At 71.0% G+C, this 16805-nt stretch carries 17 protein-coding genes and 1 pseudogene; 9 read left to right on the forward strand and 9 right to left on the reverse strand.

Features of this window, described 5'->3' with window-relative positions:
* Nucleotides 1-49 precede the first annotated feature (49 nt).
* Together ACWEPL_RS19350 and ACWEPL_RS19355 are read right to left on the reverse strand one after the other, a co-directional pair.
* Nucleotides 50-1411 (reverse strand): MFS transporter, encoded by a 1362-nt coding sequence (locus ACWEPL_RS19350; RefSeq protein WP_452436977.1) that lies wholly within the window; start codon nt 1409-1411, stop codon nt 50-52.
* 70 nt (nt 1412-1481) lie between these two features.
* Nucleotides 1482-2324 carry an NAD(P)H-binding protein gene (locus tag ACWEPL_RS19355; RefSeq protein WP_452436978.1) on the reverse strand — a complete coding sequence of 281 codons (843 nt, stop codon included), beginning with the start codon at nt 2322-2324 and terminating at the stop codon, nt 1482-1484.
* 105 nt (nt 2325-2429) lie between these two features.
* Here ACWEPL_RS19355 and ACWEPL_RS19360 point away from each other — a divergent pair, with 105 nt between their 5' ends.
* The 5 genes from ACWEPL_RS19360 to glpK all read left to right on the forward strand — a co-directional run bounded on the left by ACWEPL_RS19360 (nt 2430) and on the right by glpK (nt 6459).
* Nucleotides 2430-2903, forward strand: coding sequence for a MarR family winged helix-turn-helix transcriptional regulator (locus ACWEPL_RS19360; RefSeq protein ID WP_452436979.1), 474 nt, complete (start codon nt 2430-2432; stop codon nt 2901-2903).
* A 79-nt stretch (nt 2904-2982) separates the two neighbouring features.
* The gene (gene cpt, locus ACWEPL_RS19365; RefSeq protein ID WP_452436980.1) at nt 2983-3516 is read left to right on the forward strand and encodes a chloramphenicol phosphotransferase CPT; all 534 of its coding nucleotides are present in this window, start codon (nt 2983-2985) and stop codon (nt 3514-3516) included.
* Between the two features lie 8 nt (nt 3517-3524).
* Nucleotides 3525-3989: a GNAT family N-acetyltransferase gene (locus tag ACWEPL_RS19370; RefSeq protein ID WP_363966050.1), complete on the forward strand. Its 465-nt coding sequence runs from the start codon at nt 3525-3527 to the stop codon at nt 3987-3989.
* A 127-nt stretch (nt 3990-4116) separates the two neighbouring features.
* The gene (locus tag ACWEPL_RS19375) at nt 4117-4926 is read left to right on the forward strand and encodes an MIP/aquaporin family protein (protein ID WP_363966048.1); all 810 of its coding nucleotides are present in this window, start codon (nt 4117-4119) and stop codon (nt 4924-4926) included.
* Between the two features lie 24 nt (nt 4927-4950).
* Nucleotides 4951-6459 (forward strand): glycerol kinase GlpK, encoded by a 1509-nt coding sequence (gene glpK / locus ACWEPL_RS19380; protein ID WP_363966046.1) that lies wholly within the window; start codon nt 4951-4953, stop codon nt 6457-6459.
* Here glpK and ACWEPL_RS19385 read toward each other — a convergent pair.
* From ACWEPL_RS19385 to ACWEPL_RS19395, 3 genes are read right to left on the reverse strand one after another with little or no spacing between them, the layout of a single operon-like run.
* Nucleotides 6456-7307: an ABC transporter permease gene (locus ACWEPL_RS19385; RefSeq protein WP_192786611.1), complete on the reverse strand. Its 852-nt coding sequence runs from the start codon at nt 7305-7307 to the stop codon at nt 6456-6458. The two genes, glpK and ACWEPL_RS19385, sit on opposite strands and share 4 nt — an antisense overlap.
* Nucleotides 7304-9898 (reverse strand): CocE/NonD family hydrolase, encoded by a 2595-nt coding sequence (locus ACWEPL_RS19390; protein WP_452436981.1) that lies wholly within the window; start codon nt 9896-9898, stop codon nt 7304-7306. Before ACWEPL_RS19390 ends, ACWEPL_RS19385 begins: the two co-directional genes overlap by 4 nt.
* A gap of 60 nt (nt 9899-9958) precedes the next feature.
* Entirely contained in the window at nt 9959-10366 is a 408-nt protein-coding gene (locus tag ACWEPL_RS19395; RefSeq protein WP_452436982.1) for a PaaI family thioesterase, read from the reverse strand.
* Between the two features lie 43 nt (nt 10367-10409).
* On the opposite strand from ACWEPL_RS19395, the pseudogene ACWEPL_RS19400 reads away from it, so the two are divergent.
* From ACWEPL_RS19400 to ACWEPL_RS19410, 3 genes and pseudogenes are all read left to right on the forward strand, one after another.
* A pseudogene (locus ACWEPL_RS19400) lies at nt 10410-10628 on the forward strand (cytochrome P450); the annotation flags it as partial.
* 61 nt (nt 10629-10689) lie between these two features.
* Nucleotides 10690-11484, forward strand: coding sequence for a class I SAM-dependent methyltransferase (locus ACWEPL_RS19405; protein WP_452436983.1), 795 nt, complete (start codon nt 10690-10692; stop codon nt 11482-11484).
* Nucleotides 11485-11552: 68 nt separating this feature from the next.
* Complete coding sequence (locus ACWEPL_RS19410; protein WP_452436984.1) at nt 11553-12743, forward strand: hypothetical protein; 1191 nt, start codon at nt 11553-11555, stop codon at nt 12741-12743.
* Here ACWEPL_RS19410 and ACWEPL_RS19415 read toward each other — a convergent pair.
* On the reverse strand, nt 12701-13732 hold the full coding sequence (locus ACWEPL_RS19415) for a CopD family protein (RefSeq protein ID WP_452436985.1): 1032 nt from the start codon (nt 13730-13732) through the stop codon (nt 12701-12703). The genes ACWEPL_RS19410 and ACWEPL_RS19415 overlap by 43 nt on opposite strands.
* Nucleotides 13729-14352, reverse strand: a complete 624-nt coding sequence (locus ACWEPL_RS19420; RefSeq protein ID WP_452436986.1) for a copper resistance CopC family protein — start codon at nt 14350-14352, stop codon at nt 13729-13731. The genes ACWEPL_RS19415 and ACWEPL_RS19420 overlap by 4 nt, the downstream gene beginning before the upstream one ends.
* Nucleotides 14353-14403: 51 nt before the next feature.
* Here ACWEPL_RS19420 and ACWEPL_RS19425 point away from each other — a divergent pair, with 51 nt between their 5' ends.
* Nucleotides 14404-15168, forward strand: coding sequence for a class I SAM-dependent methyltransferase (locus tag ACWEPL_RS19425; RefSeq protein WP_452436987.1), 765 nt, complete (start codon nt 14404-14406; stop codon nt 15166-15168).
* Here the strand turns inward: ACWEPL_RS19425 and ACWEPL_RS19430 are convergent.
* Nucleotides 15165-16124 carry an AurF N-oxygenase family protein gene (locus tag ACWEPL_RS19430; protein WP_355194281.1) on the reverse strand — a complete coding sequence of 320 codons (960 nt, stop codon included), beginning with the start codon at nt 16122-16124 and terminating at the stop codon, nt 15165-15167. The two genes, ACWEPL_RS19425 and ACWEPL_RS19430, sit on opposite strands and share 4 nt — an antisense overlap.
* A gap of 63 nt (nt 16125-16187) precedes the next feature.
* The gene (locus ACWEPL_RS19435; protein WP_452436988.1) at nt 16188-16787 is read right to left on the reverse strand and encodes a TetR/AcrR family transcriptional regulator; all 600 of its coding nucleotides are present in this window, start codon (nt 16785-16787) and stop codon (nt 16188-16190) included.
* Nucleotides 16788-16805 lie beyond the last annotated feature (18 nt).

Below are 16805 nucleotides of genomic sequence, written 5' to 3' on the forward strand. Positions count from 1 at the left end.
ATGGGTAGGACGGTGTGCCCCATACCGGGTCACACCGTCCTCGGCAGAGCTAGTGGTGGGGTTGGGCGTGGTGTGGCAGCAGCCGTACCAGGACGCAGGAGGCCAGCAGAAGGGCCGCCACCACGCCGAGGCTGACCGTCGGGCCGGCGTGGAAGTAGACGGTGGTGAGGGCGGCGGCGCCGAGGCTGTTGGCCAGTTGCTGGGTGGCCGACAGCGAGCCGCTGGCGCTGCCGGACTCGGCCGCGTCGACGTCGCCGAGAGTGATCTGGTAGACGGTGCCGAAGCAGGTGCCCAGACCCAGGCCGATCACGAACACCGGCAGGATGAGCGCGATGCCGGTGAGGAGTATCAGGACGCCGGTCAGGGTGAGCAGCAGGCCGATGAGGATGAGCCTGCGGCCCAGCCGGGCGATGAACCGGTGCGCGGTGATCGAGGCGACCACGATGCCGGCGGCGACGGGCGCCAGCCCGAGGGAGGCTCCGGTGGGGGTGCGGCCGAGGTCGTTCTGCAGGTGAAGGGAGAGCACCAGCAGCAGGCCGGCGACGGCGGCGTTGAAGGCCAGGCCGAGGATCAGCCCGGAGGTGAAGCCGCGGTTGGTCAGCAGCGAGGGTTTGATGAGCGGCTGAGGTGCGGTGCGCTGGCGGCGGCAGAACAGGGCGAAGGACACCAGCCCGGCGCCCAGGCAGATGACCGGTGGCAGGCCCCAGCCGTGACTGGAGCCGTCGATCAGGCCGTACAGCAGGGTGAGCATGGTGACGGCGAGCAGGGCTGAGCCGGGTCCGTCGACGGTGACGGCACGGTCGCCGGGATCCGGGGGCAGCAGCCGTACGGCACAGCCGATCGCCAGGCCGCCGAGGGCGATGTTGATGAGGAACATGGCACGCCAGCCGAGGCCGAGCAGGTCGGCGTCTATGAGGAAGCCGGCGAGGATGGGGCCGCCGATGGCGGACAGGCCCAGGGCGGGGGCGAAGACGCTGAAGGCCGTGCCGATCTGGTCGCGAGGGAAGACGGCGCCGAGGATGCCGAAGCCCTGCGGGATGAGCAGGGCGCCGAACGCTCCTTGGAGCAGCCGGAACGCCACCATGGAGGTCGGGTCGAAGGCCAGGCCGCAGGCGATGGAGGCCAGGGTGAAGCCGGTGATGCCGATCAGGAACAGGCGGCGCCGGCCGTACTTGTCGCCGAGCCGTCCGCCGACCACCAGCAGCACCCCCATGGCCAGGGCGTAGGCGGCGCCGAGCCACTGGATGAGAGCCTGTCCGCCGTTCAGGTCGGCGGCGATGGCGGGGGCGGCGATGTTGGTGATGGTCGAATCCAGCAGGTCGAGGATGGCGGCGAACAGCACGACGGCGAGGACGGCCCAGCGCCGGCGCGCGGAGGTGGATGCAGGCGCGGGGGCCACAGGGGTGCGCATGAGGACTTCCTATGAGGGTGAAGGGGGATGAGCCCCGGCCCGAGCAGGGCGGGGCGTGGGTGGATGACGCTCATCGGGCGTCGAAGGCGGCGACGTTCTCCGCGGCCCACTGGGCGAAGGTGCGGGCGGGAGTGCCGAGGAGCGTCTGGGTGGTCTCGGCGATCGGGGCGGGACCGGCGGTGGCGGCGGCCCACAGGTCCAGCAGCGAGCCGGCGTAGGGGGCGGACATCCAGCGGGTCATCTGCTGCTCGGCCTCGGCGCGGGTGATCTGCAGGAGGGGGATCTCGCGGCCGATCGCGCCGGACAGGATGACCAGTTGCTCGCGGAAGGTGAGCGATTGCGGCCCGGTGAGGGTGAACTGACGGCCGGTGAGCGCGTCGCCGGTCAGGGCGGCCACGGCGAGGTCGGCGAGGTCGTCGGAGTGGATGGGCGCTATGTGCGCGTCGGGGTAGGCGAGCTGGATCGGCTGGTTCTGGCCGATGAGGTAGGACCAGCCGAGCGCGTTGCTGGCGAAGGCGTCCGGCCGCAGGAAGGTGCAGGTCAGGCCGGAGGCGGTCAGGGCGCGTTCGACCTGGAGGCTGTGGGAGGCCAGCGGGTCGGTCTCGGCGCCGGGGGCCGTGACGGAGGAGGACGACAGCAGTACGACGTGCTCGACGCCGGCGGCCTGGGCGGTCTTGACGAAGGCGTCGACACCGGCGGGCTCGGGGTAGAGGAAGACCTGGCGGACGCCGTCCAGCGCGGCGGGGAAGGTGCCGGGCTGGTCGAGCTTGAGCTCGGCGATCTCGACGCCGGCCGGGGCGGTCAGGCCGGTGGGGTCGGCGCTGCCGGCGCGGGTGGGCAGGCCCGCGGTGACCAGGCGGTGGATGACGGCCTGGCCGACCTTGCCGCGGGCGCCGGTGATGAGGATGGTCATGGTGACTCCGAAGGTAGTTGGTGCGTGAAGACACATGCATGCTGACATGCACATAAATTCGTGTCAACACATGTCTTGCTGGTTGCACAGAGATACGATGAGGGCATGGATGAGACAGCGACAGCCGAGGACCTGCTCAACGCCGTGGGACCGGCCTTCTCCAAGTTGCGCCGCACCTCGTTGCTGGAGGTCGAGAACGCCATCTCGGCCAAGGATCTGAGCAGGACGCTCGTGCTGAACCTGGTCCTGGAGCACACCACCGGTCAGGACAAGGAGGTGACCGTCGGCGCGATAGCGGAGCTGCTGGCAGTGGACCCCTCGGTCGCCAGCCGCATGGTGAGCGACAACATCAAGGCGGGCTACCTGATCCGCACCGCTTCCCAGCAGGACGGCCGGCGCACCGTGCTGGAGCTGAGTCCGGCGGGGGTGGAGCTCATGGAGCGCTTCCGCCGCCACCAGCGTGAGGCGTTCGAGTACATCACCGCCGAGTGGAACGAGGGCGACCGGCTCGAGTTCGCCCGGCTGATGCTCAAGTACGTCGATTCCCTGGCCCAGCTCCGCGACCGCACGAGCAGGTAGGCATCGGGGCCCGGGTCCGGGCGGCCCTCTGCCCGAAAATGCCTTTGGGCCTGGTGGGGAGCACCCCTATCGTGGGCCGGTGACTACTCAGGTGATCGTGTTGAACGGCGGCTCCAGCTCGGGCAAGTCCGGGATCGTCCGGTGTCTGCAGGCGGTCCTGCCGGATCCGTGGCTCGCCCTCGGGGTCGACACGCTGGTCGAGGCGATGCCGGCGTCCATGCAGGGATCGGACGCGGGCATCGAGTTCGCTCCGGACGGCGGGGTCAGTGTCGGGCCGCAGTTCATGATGCTCGACCGGGCGTGGGCGGAAGGGGTCGCCGCGATGGTCCGTGCGGGCGCCCGGGTCATCATCGACGACGTCTTCCTCGGCGGAGCCGCCTCCCAGGAGCGGTGGCAGAAGGCTCTTGCCGGGCTGGACGTGCTGTGGGTCGGCGTCAAGTGCGAGAGCGCGGTCGCCGCGGGCCGGGAGATCGCCCGGGGAGACCGGGTCCGGGGGATGGCGGAGTTGCAGGCGGAGGTGGTCCACCAGGGTGTGACCTATGACCTGGAGGTGGACACCACGCGTACCGAATCCCTGGAGTGCGCGCGGACCATCGCCGCGCGGGTCAGGTGACGGAGCCCATGACGTCCCCCGCGTACGAGCTGCGCCCCGCCACCCCCGCCGACTACGACCCCATAGCCGCCGTCGTCGACGAGTGGTGGGGCCGGCCGGTCCTGCCCTCCCTGCCCAGGCTCTTCCTCGACCACTTCCACCGCACGAGCCTGATCGCGGAGGGCCCCGCGGGCATGGCGGGGTTCCTGATCGGCTTCATCTCCCCGTCCGAGCCCGACGAGGCGTACATCCACTTCGTCGGCGTCTCCCCGGAGGCCAGGACGGGCGGCGTGGCCCGCGCCATGTACGAACGCTTCTTCGACCTGGCCCGCCGCCACGACCGCCGCGTCGTGAAGGCCATCACCTCGCCCGTCAACCAGACGTCCATGGCGTTCCACCGGCGCATGGGGTTCGAGGTCAGCGAGCCCGTCCCCGGCTACAACGGCCCGGGAACCGCCCTGGTGACCTTCAGGCGAAGCATCTCTGATCAGTAGGCGCTCCACGGGACCGGTGACCGCGATCAGCCTCCGATGTCACTTTGCGTGACGCATAGCGTGCGTACCGTATGCATGTCCCGAAATCGGGAATGGCACACGACGATCTCATGCGCAAGGAGGAGCGGTGGCCGGACGTCGCGACCGGATAGGGCTGACCGGTGAGCTGATCGCCGAGTTCGCCGGCACGATGGTGCTCATTCTGTTCGGCGTCGGCGTGGTCGCCCAGGTGGTCGCGGGCAAGCTCGGCGACCACGACAGCATCGCCTGGGCGTGGGGCATCGGTGTCACGCTGGGCGTCTACGTCGCAGGCCGGACCACGGGCGCGCACCTCAACCCGGCGGTCACGCTGGCGTTCGCGGTCTTCCGCGGCTTCGCCTGGGGCAAGGTCCTGCCGTACGCGCTGGCGCAGACGGCCGGGGCCTTCATCGCGGCGCTCATCGTGCGCTGGAACTACACCGAGGTGCTGGCCATGGTGGACCCCGGGCACACGATCAAGACCCAGGGCGTCTTCTCGACCCTGCCCGGCAACGGGGTGCTGCCGGTGGACATGTGGGGCGGGTTCCGCGACCAGATCATCGGCACCGCCATCCTGCTCTTCGTCATCTTCGCCGTGTCCGACGTCGCCAACATGGCCCCCAGCGCGAACCTCGGGCCCGTCGTCGTCGGCCTGCTCATCGTGGGGATCGGCATGTCCTTCGGCACCGACGCCGGCTACGCGATCAACCCCGCGCGCGACTTCGGGCCGCGCCTGGCGAGCTACCTCACCGGCTACGCCACCGCCTGGCGAGATCAGTACGGCGATCTGTACTTCTGGGTGCCGATCGTCGCCCCGCTGATCGGCGGTCTCATCGGCGCCGGCCTCTACCAGGCGGGCATCGCCCGGTTCCTGCCGCCGAGCGAGGAGCGCGGGATCGTGCAGCCGGTGGAGATCTGACGGAATCTTGCAGAGGAGAAAGACATGCCCGAGTTCGTGGGAGCCGTCGACCAGGGCACCACCAGCACCCGATTCATGCTCTTCGATCATGACGGCGCCGAGGTCGCCAAATACCAGCTCGAACACGAGCAGATCCTGCCGAAGGCGGGCTGGGTCGAGCACAACCCGATAGAGATCTGGACCGTGACGGCGGCCGTGATCCAGACGACGATCCAGCGTGCCGGGCTGCACGCCAAGGATCTGGCGGCCTTGGGCGTCACGAACCAGCGCGAGACCACGGTCGTCTGGAACCGGCGGACCGGCCGCCCGTACTACAACGCGATCGTGTGGCAGGACACCCGTACCGACCGGATCGCCGCCGCGCTGGAGCGGGACGGGCGCGGGGAGGTCATCCGCGACAGGACGGGCCTGCGGCCGGAGGCGTACTTCTCCGGCGGCAAGATCCAGTGGATCCTGGAGAACGTGGAGGGCGTCCGCGCGGACGCGGAGCGGGGCGAGGCCGTCTTCGGCAACACCGACACCTGGACCCTGTGGAACCTCACCGGCGGCGTCAAGGGCGGCGTGCACATCACCGACGTGACCAACGCCAGCCGGACGATGCTGATGGACCTGGAGACGCTCGACTGGGACGACGAGCTGCTGTCGTTCTTCGGGATTCCGCGCCGGATGCTGCCCGAGATCCGGCCGTCGGCCGACCCCGCGATGTACGGGACCACGCTCCCGTACGGGCCGCTCGGCGGGGAGGTGCCGATCAGCGCGATCCTGGGGGACCAGCAGGCGGCCACCGTCGGCCAGGTCTGCTTCGCGCCCGGCGAGGCCAAGAACACCTACGGCACCGGCAACTTCCTGCTGCTCAACACCGGCACCGACCGCGTGCGCTCGCGCAGCGGGCTGCTCACCACGCCGGCCTACAAGTTCGGGGACCAGCCGGCCGTGTTCGCGCTGGAGGGGTCCATCGCGGTGACCGGCTCGGCGGTGCAGTGGCTGCGCGACCAGCTCCACGTCATCACCTCCGCGGAGCAGAGCGAGGCCCTGGCCCGGCAGGTGGAGGACTCCGGGGGGATGTACTTCGTGCCGGCGTTCTCCGGGCTGTTCGCCCCCTACTGGCGCGCCGACGCCCGCGGCGTGATCGTCGGCCTGTCGCGCTTCAACACCGACGCCCACCTCGCCAGGGCCGCTCTGGAGGCGATCTGCTACCAGAGCCGCGACGTCGTGGAGGCGATGCAGCAGGACTCCGGGGTGGTCCTGGACGTGCTCAAGGTGGACGGCGGCATCACCATGAACGACCTGTGCATGCAGCTCCAGTCCGACATCCTCGGTGTCCCGGTCAGCCGCCCGGTCGTGTCGGAGACCACCGCGCTCGGGGCCGCGTACGCCGCCGGGCTCGCCTCCGGATACTGGAAGGACATCTCGGAGCTGCGGGCGCACTGGGCGGAGGACCGCCGCTGGGAGCCCCGGTGGAGCGAGGAGCGGCGGGAGGAGGCGTACGCGGGCTGGAAGAAGGCCGTGACCAGGTCGTTCGACTGGGTCTAGCTCACGACGTCCTTGCGCCGGAAGCGCCGGAACGCGAGCGCGATCAGGAGGGCCGCGTACGTGACCGACACCGACGCCCCCTTCGCCATGCCGCTCCAGTCCAGCTCCGGCATCAGCGCGTCGAGCCAGGCGTTGTTCCAGAACGTGGGCAGGAACTCGCGCAGCGAGCCCAGCGCCTCCACCGCCTGCAGGATGTTGCAGACGATCCAGAGCCCGACCGCCCCGCCGACCGCGCCGAGCGGGGAGTCGGTCATGGTGGAGACGAGGAACGCGAGCGCGGCCACCACCAGCTGGCTGACCAGCGCGTACCCGATCACGATGCCGAAGCGCGGCAGCACGTCCAGGGCCGGGATCGTCTCGCCCGTGCCGGGCACCTGGATGTCGTTCCAGCCGAACGCCAGCGTGCCCGCGAGCAGCGCCATCAGCGGCAGGCAGATCACCGCCGCCGCCGAGTAGCCCAGCGCCACGATCAGCTTCTGGCGCAGCAGCCGGTCGCGGGGGACCGGCGCGGCCAGCAGGTAGCGCAGCGACGACCAGTTGGCCTCGCTGGCGACAGTGTCGCCGCAGAACAGCGCGACCGCCACCACCAGCAGGAAGCTGGCCGACACCGACAGGGCGAAGGCGGCGAAGTTCAGGCCGCTCGCCGTCGCCAGGTCCGAGATGCGCAGCGACGACTGCCCCTGCCCGCTCGGCTGCGGCCCGAACTGGAACGCGATCACCAGGATCCACGGCAGCGCCAGCAGCAGCCCGAACATGACCAGCGTGCGCCGCCGCTTGAACTGCCTGACGATCTCCACGCGCAGCGGCAGCGTGCGACGGGGCGCGTAGCCCGGCGCGGCGACGGTCATGACTTGTCTCCGATGAGGTCGAGGAACACGTCTTCCAGGCGCGGCCCGTGCCCGTTGGAGGGGACGGTGGCCGAGGTGAGCAGCAGCGACACCGGCCCGGCCGAGACCAGGCGGCCCCGGTGCATGACCACGACGTGGCTGCAGGTCTGCTCGACCTCGGCCAGCATGTGGCTGGAGACGATCACGGTACGGCCGTCCTGCGCGTAGCGCTTGAGCACCTCGCGCATCTCCCGGATCTGGGGCGGGTCGAGACCGTTCGTGGGCTCGTCGAGCACCAGCAGGTCAGGAAGCCCGAGCATGGCCTGGGCGATGGCGAGCCGCTGGCGCATGCCCTGCGAGTAGGTGCGGACGGCCCGGTCCAGGGCCTTGCCCAGGCCGGCGATCTCCAGCGCCTCGTCGAAGTGCGCGTCGGCGGCGGGCCGCCCGGTGGCGGCCCAGTACAGCTCGATGTTGTCCCGCCCGGACAGGTGCGGCAGGAACCCCGGCCCCTCGACGAACGACCCGAGCCTGGACAGCACGGGAGCCCCGGGCGTGACGCGGTCACCGAAGATCCGGATCTCGCCGCCGTCCGGCTGGATGAGGCCCATCATCATGCGCATCGTGGTCGTCTTGCCCGCGCCGTTCGGTCCGAGCAGGCCCAGGACCTGGCCCCGCTCGACGCGGAACGACAGCCCGTCCACGGCCAGCTCGCCGTTCCGGTACGCCTTGGTCAGCCCGCTGATCTCCAGCGGCACGTCCTTGTCGCCGGCCCCGTCCTGCCGTTCGCCGCTCTCCAGGACGGCGGGTGCGGTCCGGCGGCGGGACGGGACGCGCCCCGTCGCCAGCAGCACGGCGGCGACGACCACGGCGGCCAGCGGCATCGCCCACACCCACCACGCCACCCCGGTCGGCGGAGCGGCGAGCGTGCGCACCGTCGGCACGGCGAGCGCGGGGGAGGCCAGGGACACCTGGTACGAGGCGGGCTCGGCGGCGGTGGCGAAGCCCATGTCCGTCGTGGTCAGGACCAGCCGGAGCCGGTGGCCCGCGGCGAAGCGGTAATCCACGGCGGGCAGGGTGACGGTGACCTCCGCGCTGCCCGCGCCCTCCGGGATCGTCACCCGGACCGGCGCCACCAGCCCGGCGGGCAGGGCGGGCGGCTGGGTGCCGTCGGCCACGTCGTACAGCTTGGCGAACAGCGTCGCCTCGCCCTTGCCCGACACCTTGACCCTGACCGTGGAACTGCCGGTGAGCTGGAGCGGGGCGGTGAGCGGACGGGACTCGAACGCGGCGCTCTGGCCCGGCATGTCGATGGACACGCCGGCGCCGGCCTGGCTGCCGCCCAGCAGGCCGCCGATGCCGGGCACCGTCGAGATGGAGGCGGGCGCGCCGCCGGGCGGGTTGACGATGTTCTGGGCGGGGCCGTTCAGCTGGACCGTGGTGGTGTCGGTGCCGGTCAGGCCGGGGTAGGAGGCGGCCTCCGGGTGCAGGCGGATGCGCTGGCGGGTGCCGGGGTCGCGTCCGCCGTCGCGCGTCACCGTGAACGCGCTCACCGCCGGGGCGGACTCGTCACCCTTCAGGTAGCGGGCGAACCAGGCCGTGGACTGCTCGAACACCCAGTCCGCCTCGCCGTTGCCGCCGTCGTGCCCGCCGTCGAACCAGGCCAGGCTCACCGGCGTGCCGGCGGCGGCGATCGCCTTGGCGTTGGCGTCGGCGTGGCCGAGCGGGAAGAGCGAGTCGCGCTGGCCCTGGATGAGCAGGGTCGGCGCCTTGATCTGGCCGGCCACGGTGATCGGGCTCGACTTGCGCAGCAGGGCGACGGCCTCCGGCGTGGCCTTGCCGTCCTTGGCGACCTGCTGGTAGACGTCGCAGATCGCGGGCAGGAACCTGCCGCACCGCGCCTGCTCGGGCGTCAGCGGGCCGGCGGCTGCCTGCCGCTCGCCCCGCCCCGCGAAGCTGTCCAGGGAGACGCCCTGGCCGAAGAAGATGCCGGCCCACATGCGCTTGAAGACCCCGTGCGCGGCGTCCTGGCCGATGGCGGCGGGACCGGCGCCCTGCGCGGCGGCGTTGGGGAAGAGCGCGTCGGCCAGGTCGGCCCAGGTGATCTGGGGGACGATGGCGTCGACCCGGTGGTCGTAGGCGGCCGTCATCAGGGAGATGGCGCCGCCGTACGAGCCGCCCGCGATGCCCACGCGCGGGTCGTTCGCCGCGTCGAGCTGGACCTCCGGCCGCTTGGCCAGCCAGTCGATCAGCTGCTTGACGTCCTTGACCTCGTAGTCGGGCGAGTTGAGCGCGATCTCGCCGGTCGAGCGCCCGAACCCGCGCGCCGACCAGGTCAGCACGGCGTAGCCCTGCTGGGCGATCCGGACGGCCTGGTCCCGCACGCTCTGCTTGCTGCCGCCGAAGCCGTGCCCGATAAGTACGGCTGGAGCCTTCCCGCCGTCGGGCGGCGGGAAGAAGGTCGTATCGAGCTCCACCCGTTGGTCGTCGCCGGGTCCGTCGACGACGCTGATTGTCTGGTCCTGGCCCCGCACCCCAGGAGCCGACGGCCACACGAGCCACGTCGTCACCCCGATGAGGGCGAGCGCCGCTACCAGCGCGGCCACACGCTTCATGACGGTGAGCCTACTTTCCGCACCTGAGAGATCCCTGAGATCAAGGCCTGAGCTGCGGGATCAGGCCAGGATGGCGTAGACGGTCGTCGCGTGGGCGGCGGTCTCGGCGCTGCCCGCGGCCATGAGGGTGACGTCGGAGAAGGCCAGGGTGCGGCCCAGTTTCGTGATGCGGACGTCGATCAGGACGTCCTTGCCCATCACCGGCCGCTGGAACGTCGTCGACTGCTGCACCGTGGTCATCGGCACGAACCCGCCGCGCGCCGAGGAGATGGCGATGACGGTGGCGGTGTCGGCTGCCGCCATCATCGCCTGGCCGCACAGGCCGCCGCCCTCCCGGGCCAGGTCGTCGGACCACGGGAGCCGTACGACGGCGTGGCGCTCGCCCACCTCCTCCACGCGCAACCCGAGCCGCTGGATCCAGGGGGCGAAGTATTCCTGGAGGATCGCCTCTGCGTCTGCTGGAGTCACGCGCTCATGATGCCCGCCGGAGCGCCGCGCCGACCCCGACCGCTTCGACATCGCCCGCACCCCGAACGACCACGTCAGCTTCGGGTTCGGACCCCACGTCTGCCTCGGCGCCCACCTGGCCCGCGCGCAGTTCCGCTCGGTGTTCACGGAGCTGCTGCGCGAGTGGGACGTCGAGCCGGCGGGCAGCCCGCGACGGCTGACGTCCAACTTCCAGAACGGCCTCAAGCACCTCCCGGTACGGCTGACGAGAAGGCGCCCCTGACCGGCCCCGGCCCACCGAAAACCAGCGGCGCCGCGATCAAGGGCTCGCCTACGCTGCCCCCATGGACTATGTGGACGTCAACAGGGCCAACTGGGACGGACGGGTCCCCATCCACGTCGCCAGCGACTTCTACGACGTCGAGGGCTTCAAGGCGGGCCGGAGCCCGCTGCGGTCGTTCGAACGGGACGAGGTCGGCGACGTGACCGGCCGCCGCCTGCTGCACCTGCAGTGCCACTTCGGCCTGGACACCCTGTCCTGGGCCAGGCTCGGCGCCGAGGTGACCGGCCTCGACTTCTCCGCGGCCGCCATCGAGCAGGCCCGGGCCATCGCCGCCGAATGCGGCATCCCGGCGGAGTTCGTCACCGCCGACGTCTACGACGCGGTCGAGGCGCTCGGCGGGGCCACGTACGACATCGTCTACACCGGCCTCGGCGCGCTGGTGTGGCTGGCCGACCTCGAGAACTGGGCGCGGACGGTCGCCGCGCTGCTCAAGCCGGGCGGATTCCTCTATCTCGCCGAATTCCATCCGTTCGCCAACACCATGGACGACGAGACGGGCACCACCGTCACCACCGACTACTTCGACCGAGGCCCCCACGTCTGGGAGTACCCGCACACCTACACCGGCAGCGAAATCCTGGAGCACCAGACCTCCGTGCAGTTCCAGCACGGCCTCGGTGAGGTCGTCAGCGCGATCGCGGCGGCGGGCCTGCGGGTCGAGTTCCTGCGCGAGCACGACCGCACGTACTTCCGCCGCTTCGGCACGCTGGTCGACTGCCAGGAGGGCTTCCGGCTCCCGGAGGGTGCCCCCAGGATCCCGCTCCTGTACTCCCTGCGGGCCTCGGCGGTAGTCTGACCTGCCAAGACATTGCCTGGCATTACCCCAGCAACAGCTCAACGCAGGGAACCGTAAGATTCACTCCCGTGAAGTCTCCAGCATCTCTCAAGAGGGCCGCCGAGTGGGCCCTGCCGTACTGGACCAGGGGCCAGGCGGGGCGTGAGACGCCGCAGGATCTGTTCAGGGTGCTCTATTTCGGCTGGCTGGTGGCGTTCACGCTCAAGCTGCTCGGCTCGGCGTGGGACGTTTCATGGCACTTCAAGTGGCTGCGGGACGACCTCGCCCCGCCCCACCTGCTCAACTCCGCCGGCACGGCCATCGCCGTCGCGCTGACCATCATCCACGGTTACACCGGCTACGGCGTGGACAAGGCGGCGCTGCGGCTGATCCAGTGGGGCACCGGGATCTTCCTGGTCGCGGTCCCGCTCGACCTGATCAACCACCGGGTCAACGGGCTCGACATCACCTCGTGGAGCCCGTCGCACATCATGCTCTATCTTGGAACGTTTTTCATGATCGCGGGCGTGCTCCGCGGCTGGTTCATGGGCGCCGGAGCTCGGCCGCCGGGGCGGGAGCGGACCGTCGTGCTGGGCGCGTTCTTCGCGTTCTTCCTGGAGAACGTGCACTTCCCCGAGCAGCACCAGGAGTACGGCATCCTGTCGATCGGCGCCTGGGACAACCACGCGACCTACGCCGAGCAGATCCTGCTCCAGTTCGCGGCCGACCAGATGGGGCGGCCGGTGGACCGGCCGATGATGGTCGCGTTCTCGCTGCCCGTCCCCGACTTCCTCTATCCGGTCTACGCGGTGGTCGTCGGCCTGTCGGTGCTGGTCGTGGCCAGGCTGCTGATCGGCAGGTTCGGGGCCGCGACGCTGGTGGCGGGCGCCTACGTGGGGGTCCGCACGCTGCTCTGGCCGCTGCTGACGTTCACCGGGTTCCCGCCGTCGGCGGTGCCGTTCTTCCTGGTCGTGGCGGGGCTGGTGGTGGACCTCGCGTTCCTGGTGCGCATGCCGTACGTACGGGCCGTGCTCGGGAGCGTCGGCGTCACGGCCGCGGCCTACGGCGCGCTGGCGGCGCAGAGCGCGATCATGGGCGGCGTGTACAGCGCGATCAAGGGCCAGAAGGGGCTGCTCGGAGCGCCTCCACTGGCCACGTCGTCGGCCGTCTGGGCGGGGCTCGGCCTGCTGGCCGTCTGGCTGGCGGTCGAGTGGCTGGCCGCCAGGCGGCGCGGGTCTCAGCCGATCGAGGCCCGGGTGATCGCCACCGCCACGCCGTAGGCCAGCCCCATCACGCCCACCTCGGCCGCCGCCCAGCCCACCAGGGCGGTGGCCCGGCCTTTGCGGATGGCGGGCATCAGGCGGAAGCGGATGTGGGCGGCCAGCGGCACCAGCGCCGCCACCAGGACCGTCTTGATCACCACCAGCACGCCGTAGTGGCTGGTCAGCAGGGCGTCGGGCAGCGTCACGCCGGGGGTGAGGGCCATCGTGCCGAGCCCGTTGACCAGCCCTGACAGCCCGACCAGGAGCAGGCACACCGTGGCGATCCTGGAGAACCTGGGCAGCACCACGGCCAGCAGTTCCCGATGCGGCGCCACGAACACGGCCGTGGCCGCCAGCCCGCCCGCCCACGCGGCAGCGCCCATCACGTGGATCTCCATCGAGACCATGATGGGGTCGTGCCAGACCGAGTTGACGGCGTGCCCGGTGACGGGGATGGGCAGCAGCCCGAACAGCGCCACGATCACCCGCAGCTCGGCCGGCACCTTCTCGCCGAACCGCACCGCCATGAGCCCGATGCCGGCCGCCGCCAGCGCGCACGCCGCGCTGAACAGCAGCCCCTGACCGGTGCCGACGGTCTCGACGTAGCCGGCGATCATCCCGAACGTGGGCACGCTGCCGGGATTGAGCTCGGCCGTCTGGAACACGATGGTGAGCAGCGCGCAGATCGCCCACGCCCAGGCGGCCAGCACGGCCAGCGGCCGCACCCTGAGCATGACGGGCTCGGTCCGCTCGGGGGCATCGAAGCCGAGCAGCTTGGGCAGCAGGCTCAGCCCGACCACGGCCACGGCGGCCAGGTCGAGCAGCACTCGCACGACGGGCAGCCCGAAGGACACCAGCGGGCCGGGCATGGGGATGCCGGGGACGGCCTCCTGGGCGGTGAACGTGCTCGCCGCCACCGCGGCGACGACCGCGCAGACGCCGAACGCCCCGGCCACCAGCCGGCCGCCGACCCGCTGCCGGGGGAGGGGAGGCGCGGTGACGGTCATGCCCGGGCCTCTTCGCCGGCGGCATCGTGCCCGGCATCCGGCTGGGCCTCTCCGGCGGAGCCCGGGGCGGGCGCGGCCGGGCGGGGGCGGCGCAGCGCCACCGCCGTGCCGGCGGCGAGCAGCAGCAGCGCGCCCACGATCCACACCACGGCCATGCCCGCGCCGCCGTTGGCGGCCGCCTCGGCGGCCTGCGCACTCGCGTCCTGCGGCGCCTGCCCGGTGGCGCCCTGGCCCGTGTTCTGGGCCGGGCCACCGGTCCCGGCCGCGAGGGTGAAGGTGATCTTTCCGGTGACCGGGTGGCCGTCGGCCGACAGGATCCGGTAGCCCACCGTGTACGCGCCCCCGGACGGCAGCGGCTTGACGCGTACCGACACCCGCTCCGCGGCGACCTCCGCGGACCCGTCCGCCCACGAGGACCCGTCCGGGCCCGTCACGCCCACCTGCGCGTAGCCCTGCCGCACCGCCTGGTCGAACACCAGCGTCACCCGCGCGGGCGCGGCCGGCAACGTGGCACCGTCCTTGGGGTCGCTGCTGAGAAGCACGTTGTGCGCCTGTGCCGCGGGAGGGGCGATCCCGGCGGCGGCGAAGGCGAGCAGCAGGACCGTGAGTAGCCGCCTCAAAGATCAAAACCTTCCAGCAACGACGAAACGAACCCGTATATGGTCCCATCCATGACAGACCTGTTTGCCGGCACGGCCCCCTACTACGCGAAGTACCGGCCCGACCACGGGGATCAGGCGATCGGGCACCTGGCGAGGACGTTCGGCCCGGACGGCACCGTGCTCGACCTCGGCTGCGGTCCCGGCACGGTGGCGATCCCGCTGGCGCCCGCCGTGCGCGAGATCCTGGCCGTCGATCCCGACGAGGAGATGCTGGAGACGGGCAGAGGGCTGGCGGCGGAGGTGCGGAACATCCGGTGGCTGCGCGGCGACTCGACGAGGCTGCGCGAGCTCCCGGCGTTCGACCACATCGTCATGGGCAGGTCGTTCCACTGGATGGACCGCCGCGCGGTGCTGGCCGACCTGGACGAGCTGCTGCCGCCCGGCGGGGTCGTGGCCCTCCTCGGCCCGGGCCGCGAGCCCCAGGAGGAGCCCTGGGAGCCGACGATGCGCCGGGTGCGCGAGGAGTTCGACGCGAACACGTTCACGGCCACCGGCTCCTTCCAGGTCAGCGGCGAGCACCCCCACGACGTGCTGGTCACCACGCCGTTCAGCGACCTGGAGTCCGCCACGTACGAGCACCGCCTGACGTACGACGTGGACGCCGTGATCGGCCTGCAGCTGTCCTACTCCTACAGCTCCCCGGCCCGCCTCGGCGACCGGCTGGAGCCGTTCAAGGAGGCGGCCAGGAAGGCGCTGCTCGACCTCGACCCCTCGGGGACATGGGAGCACACCGAGGTCACCGAGGTGCTGATCGCCCGGCGGCCGACCGGCTAGATGCCCATCGCCCGCCAGATCCGCCGGGTGACCGGGTTGATCAGGCCGATCTCCGTGCACAGCTCCCGCGTCCTGCCCACCGAGTCGCGGATCTCCTGCTTGGCGGCGGGATTGCGCAGGTAGATGTCGGCGACCACGTGGGCCGGGATGCGGAAGCGCCGGATCATCGGCCCCGGGGGCGCCAGCATGATCCGGGCCATCACGCCCAGGATGACGGGGGAGATGACCCCCAGCAGGAGCCGCCGGTACGCGGGCATCCGGGGCACCCGGTTGCGCAGGTAGTGCCGGGCGAAGGAGATGTGCCTGGCCTCCTCCGCGATGTGGATCCGCATGATCGTCTCTTCCAGCGGATGATGCGCCCGCTCGTCCTTCAGCACCTTGCGCTGCACGTGGTCGATCGGGTCCTCGCCGCCGAGCACGAACACGAAGAACAGCTCCGTCGAGATCAGCGGGATCCACGGCGCCACCTGAGCGATCAGCGACAGCGGCCCGGGCATCCCGCGGATCGGTAAGCCGGTGCGGTTCACGAACTCCTGGAACATCATCCCGTGATGTCCCTCTTCGATGGTCTCGTGGTAGACGTACCGGAACTCCGGCGACCCGTTCGGCAGCCGGTAGGCGTAGTTGAGCAGCCCGCGCTTGAGCAGGTTCTCGAACTGCAGCCCGACCTTCATCGCGGTGGCCACCCGCCACAGCCCGATCGCCGCCCGCACCTCGGGCGGGCGGCTGCGGTACCACGGGTGTCCGCCCAGTTTGTCGACCTCCGGCAGCTCCCAGCGGGGGTCTGCCGGGTCCACGGCGAACTCCGGGTCATCCCACGGGATGTCCCGGTACGGCTCCCAGTGCTTGTCGACCGACGCCTTCGAGAGCCGTTCGATGACCGCTCGGTAGGCGCTCCTGCTGGCGACCTGCTCGTCGCGTTCGCGGGCGGCGGCAGAGCTCGGTGCGGATGCCATCACGTGCTCCTCTCCTCGCCGCTAATTGTACGGAGCATCCAATAGCGTCGGAAGAGGGGAGGGTCACAGGGTTTCCGCAGAGAGCCCGAGCTCGGCCGCGGCGGCCGTACGGATCAGCGTGTTCACCTTGCGCCTGGTCAGCACCTTGGGATGCGCGTGCGTCTGGATCGCGAGCCCGTCCACGAGCGCGAGAATCCGCCACGTGGATGCGTCGGGGTCGTCGCACTTGAACTCGCCGCACGACACGCCCGCCTCGATGATCGCGCGCATGACCAGCCGGCCCCGGGAGTCGAGGCGGCGCGAGATCTCCTCCAGTTCCTGGTTGCGCATCGCCTCGGACCACGCGTCGATCCACAGCCGCCATCCCTCGGTGGGGATCGCCGGGGAGGAGAGCCTGAGCAGGGTGCGCAGCCGTTCGAGCGGCGTGCCCTTGGACTCCTCGATGTGTTCGAGCGAGTGGAGATGCTGGCGGGCGGCGTAGGTGAAGGCCTGCGCGAACAGCCGATCCTTGGTCTCGAAGTGGTAGAACAGCAGCGCCTGACTCACCCCGGCGGCCCTGGCGATGTCAATGGTCCGGGTATGCCCGAACCCGCGCTCCGCGATGACCTCGCAGGCCGTCTTCAGCAAATCCTCGCGCCGTAATCGGCTGAACCCTGAAGTCACAGCGAGTAACTCACCTCC

Source organism: Nonomuraea sp. NPDC004186 (genome assembly GCF_053603495.1).

What these genes read in the sequence shown, in the direction of transcription:
- ACWEPL_RS19385 (WP_192786611.1), bottom strand. Translation starts at nt 7,307, where the DNA reads ATGACCGTCGCCGCGCCGGGCTACGCGCCCCGTCGCACGCTGCCGCTG.
- glpK (WP_363966046.1), top strand. Translation starts at nt 4,951, where the DNA reads ATGCCCGAGTTCGTGGGAGCCGTCGACCAGGGCACCACCAGCACCCGA.
- ACWEPL_RS19350 (WP_452436977.1), bottom strand. Translation starts at nt 1,411, where the DNA reads ATGCGCACCCCTGTGGCCCCCGCGCCTGCATCCACCTCCGCGCGCCGG.
- ACWEPL_RS19355 (WP_452436978.1), bottom strand. Translation starts at nt 2,324, where the DNA reads ATGACCATCCTCATCACCGGCGCCCGCGGCAAGGTCGGCCAGGCCGTC.
- ACWEPL_RS19425 (WP_452436987.1), top strand. Translation starts at nt 14,404, where the DNA reads ATGACAGACCTGTTTGCCGGCACGGCCCCCTACTACGCGAAGTACCGG.
- ACWEPL_RS19405 (WP_452436983.1), top strand. Translation starts at nt 10,690, where the DNA reads ATGGACTATGTGGACGTCAACAGGGCCAACTGGGACGGACGGGTCCCC.
- ACWEPL_RS19415 (WP_452436985.1), bottom strand. Translation starts at nt 13,732, where the DNA reads ATGACCGTCACCGCGCCTCCCCTCCCCCGGCAGCGGGTCGGCGGCCGG.
- ACWEPL_RS19370 (WP_363966050.1), top strand. Translation starts at nt 3,525, where the DNA reads ATGACGTCCCCCGCGTACGAGCTGCGCCCCGCCACCCCCGCCGACTAC.
- ACWEPL_RS19430 (WP_355194281.1), bottom strand. Translation starts at nt 16,124, where the DNA reads ATGGCATCCGCACCGAGCTCTGCCGCCGCCCGCGAACGCGACGAGCAG.
- ACWEPL_RS19360 (WP_452436979.1), top strand. Translation starts at nt 2,430, where the DNA reads ATGGATGAGACAGCGACAGCCGAGGACCTGCTCAACGCCGTGGGACCG.
- ACWEPL_RS19390 (WP_452436981.1), bottom strand. Translation starts at nt 9,898, where the DNA reads ATGAAGCGTGTGGCCGCGCTGGTAGCGGCGCTCGCCCTCATCGGGGTG.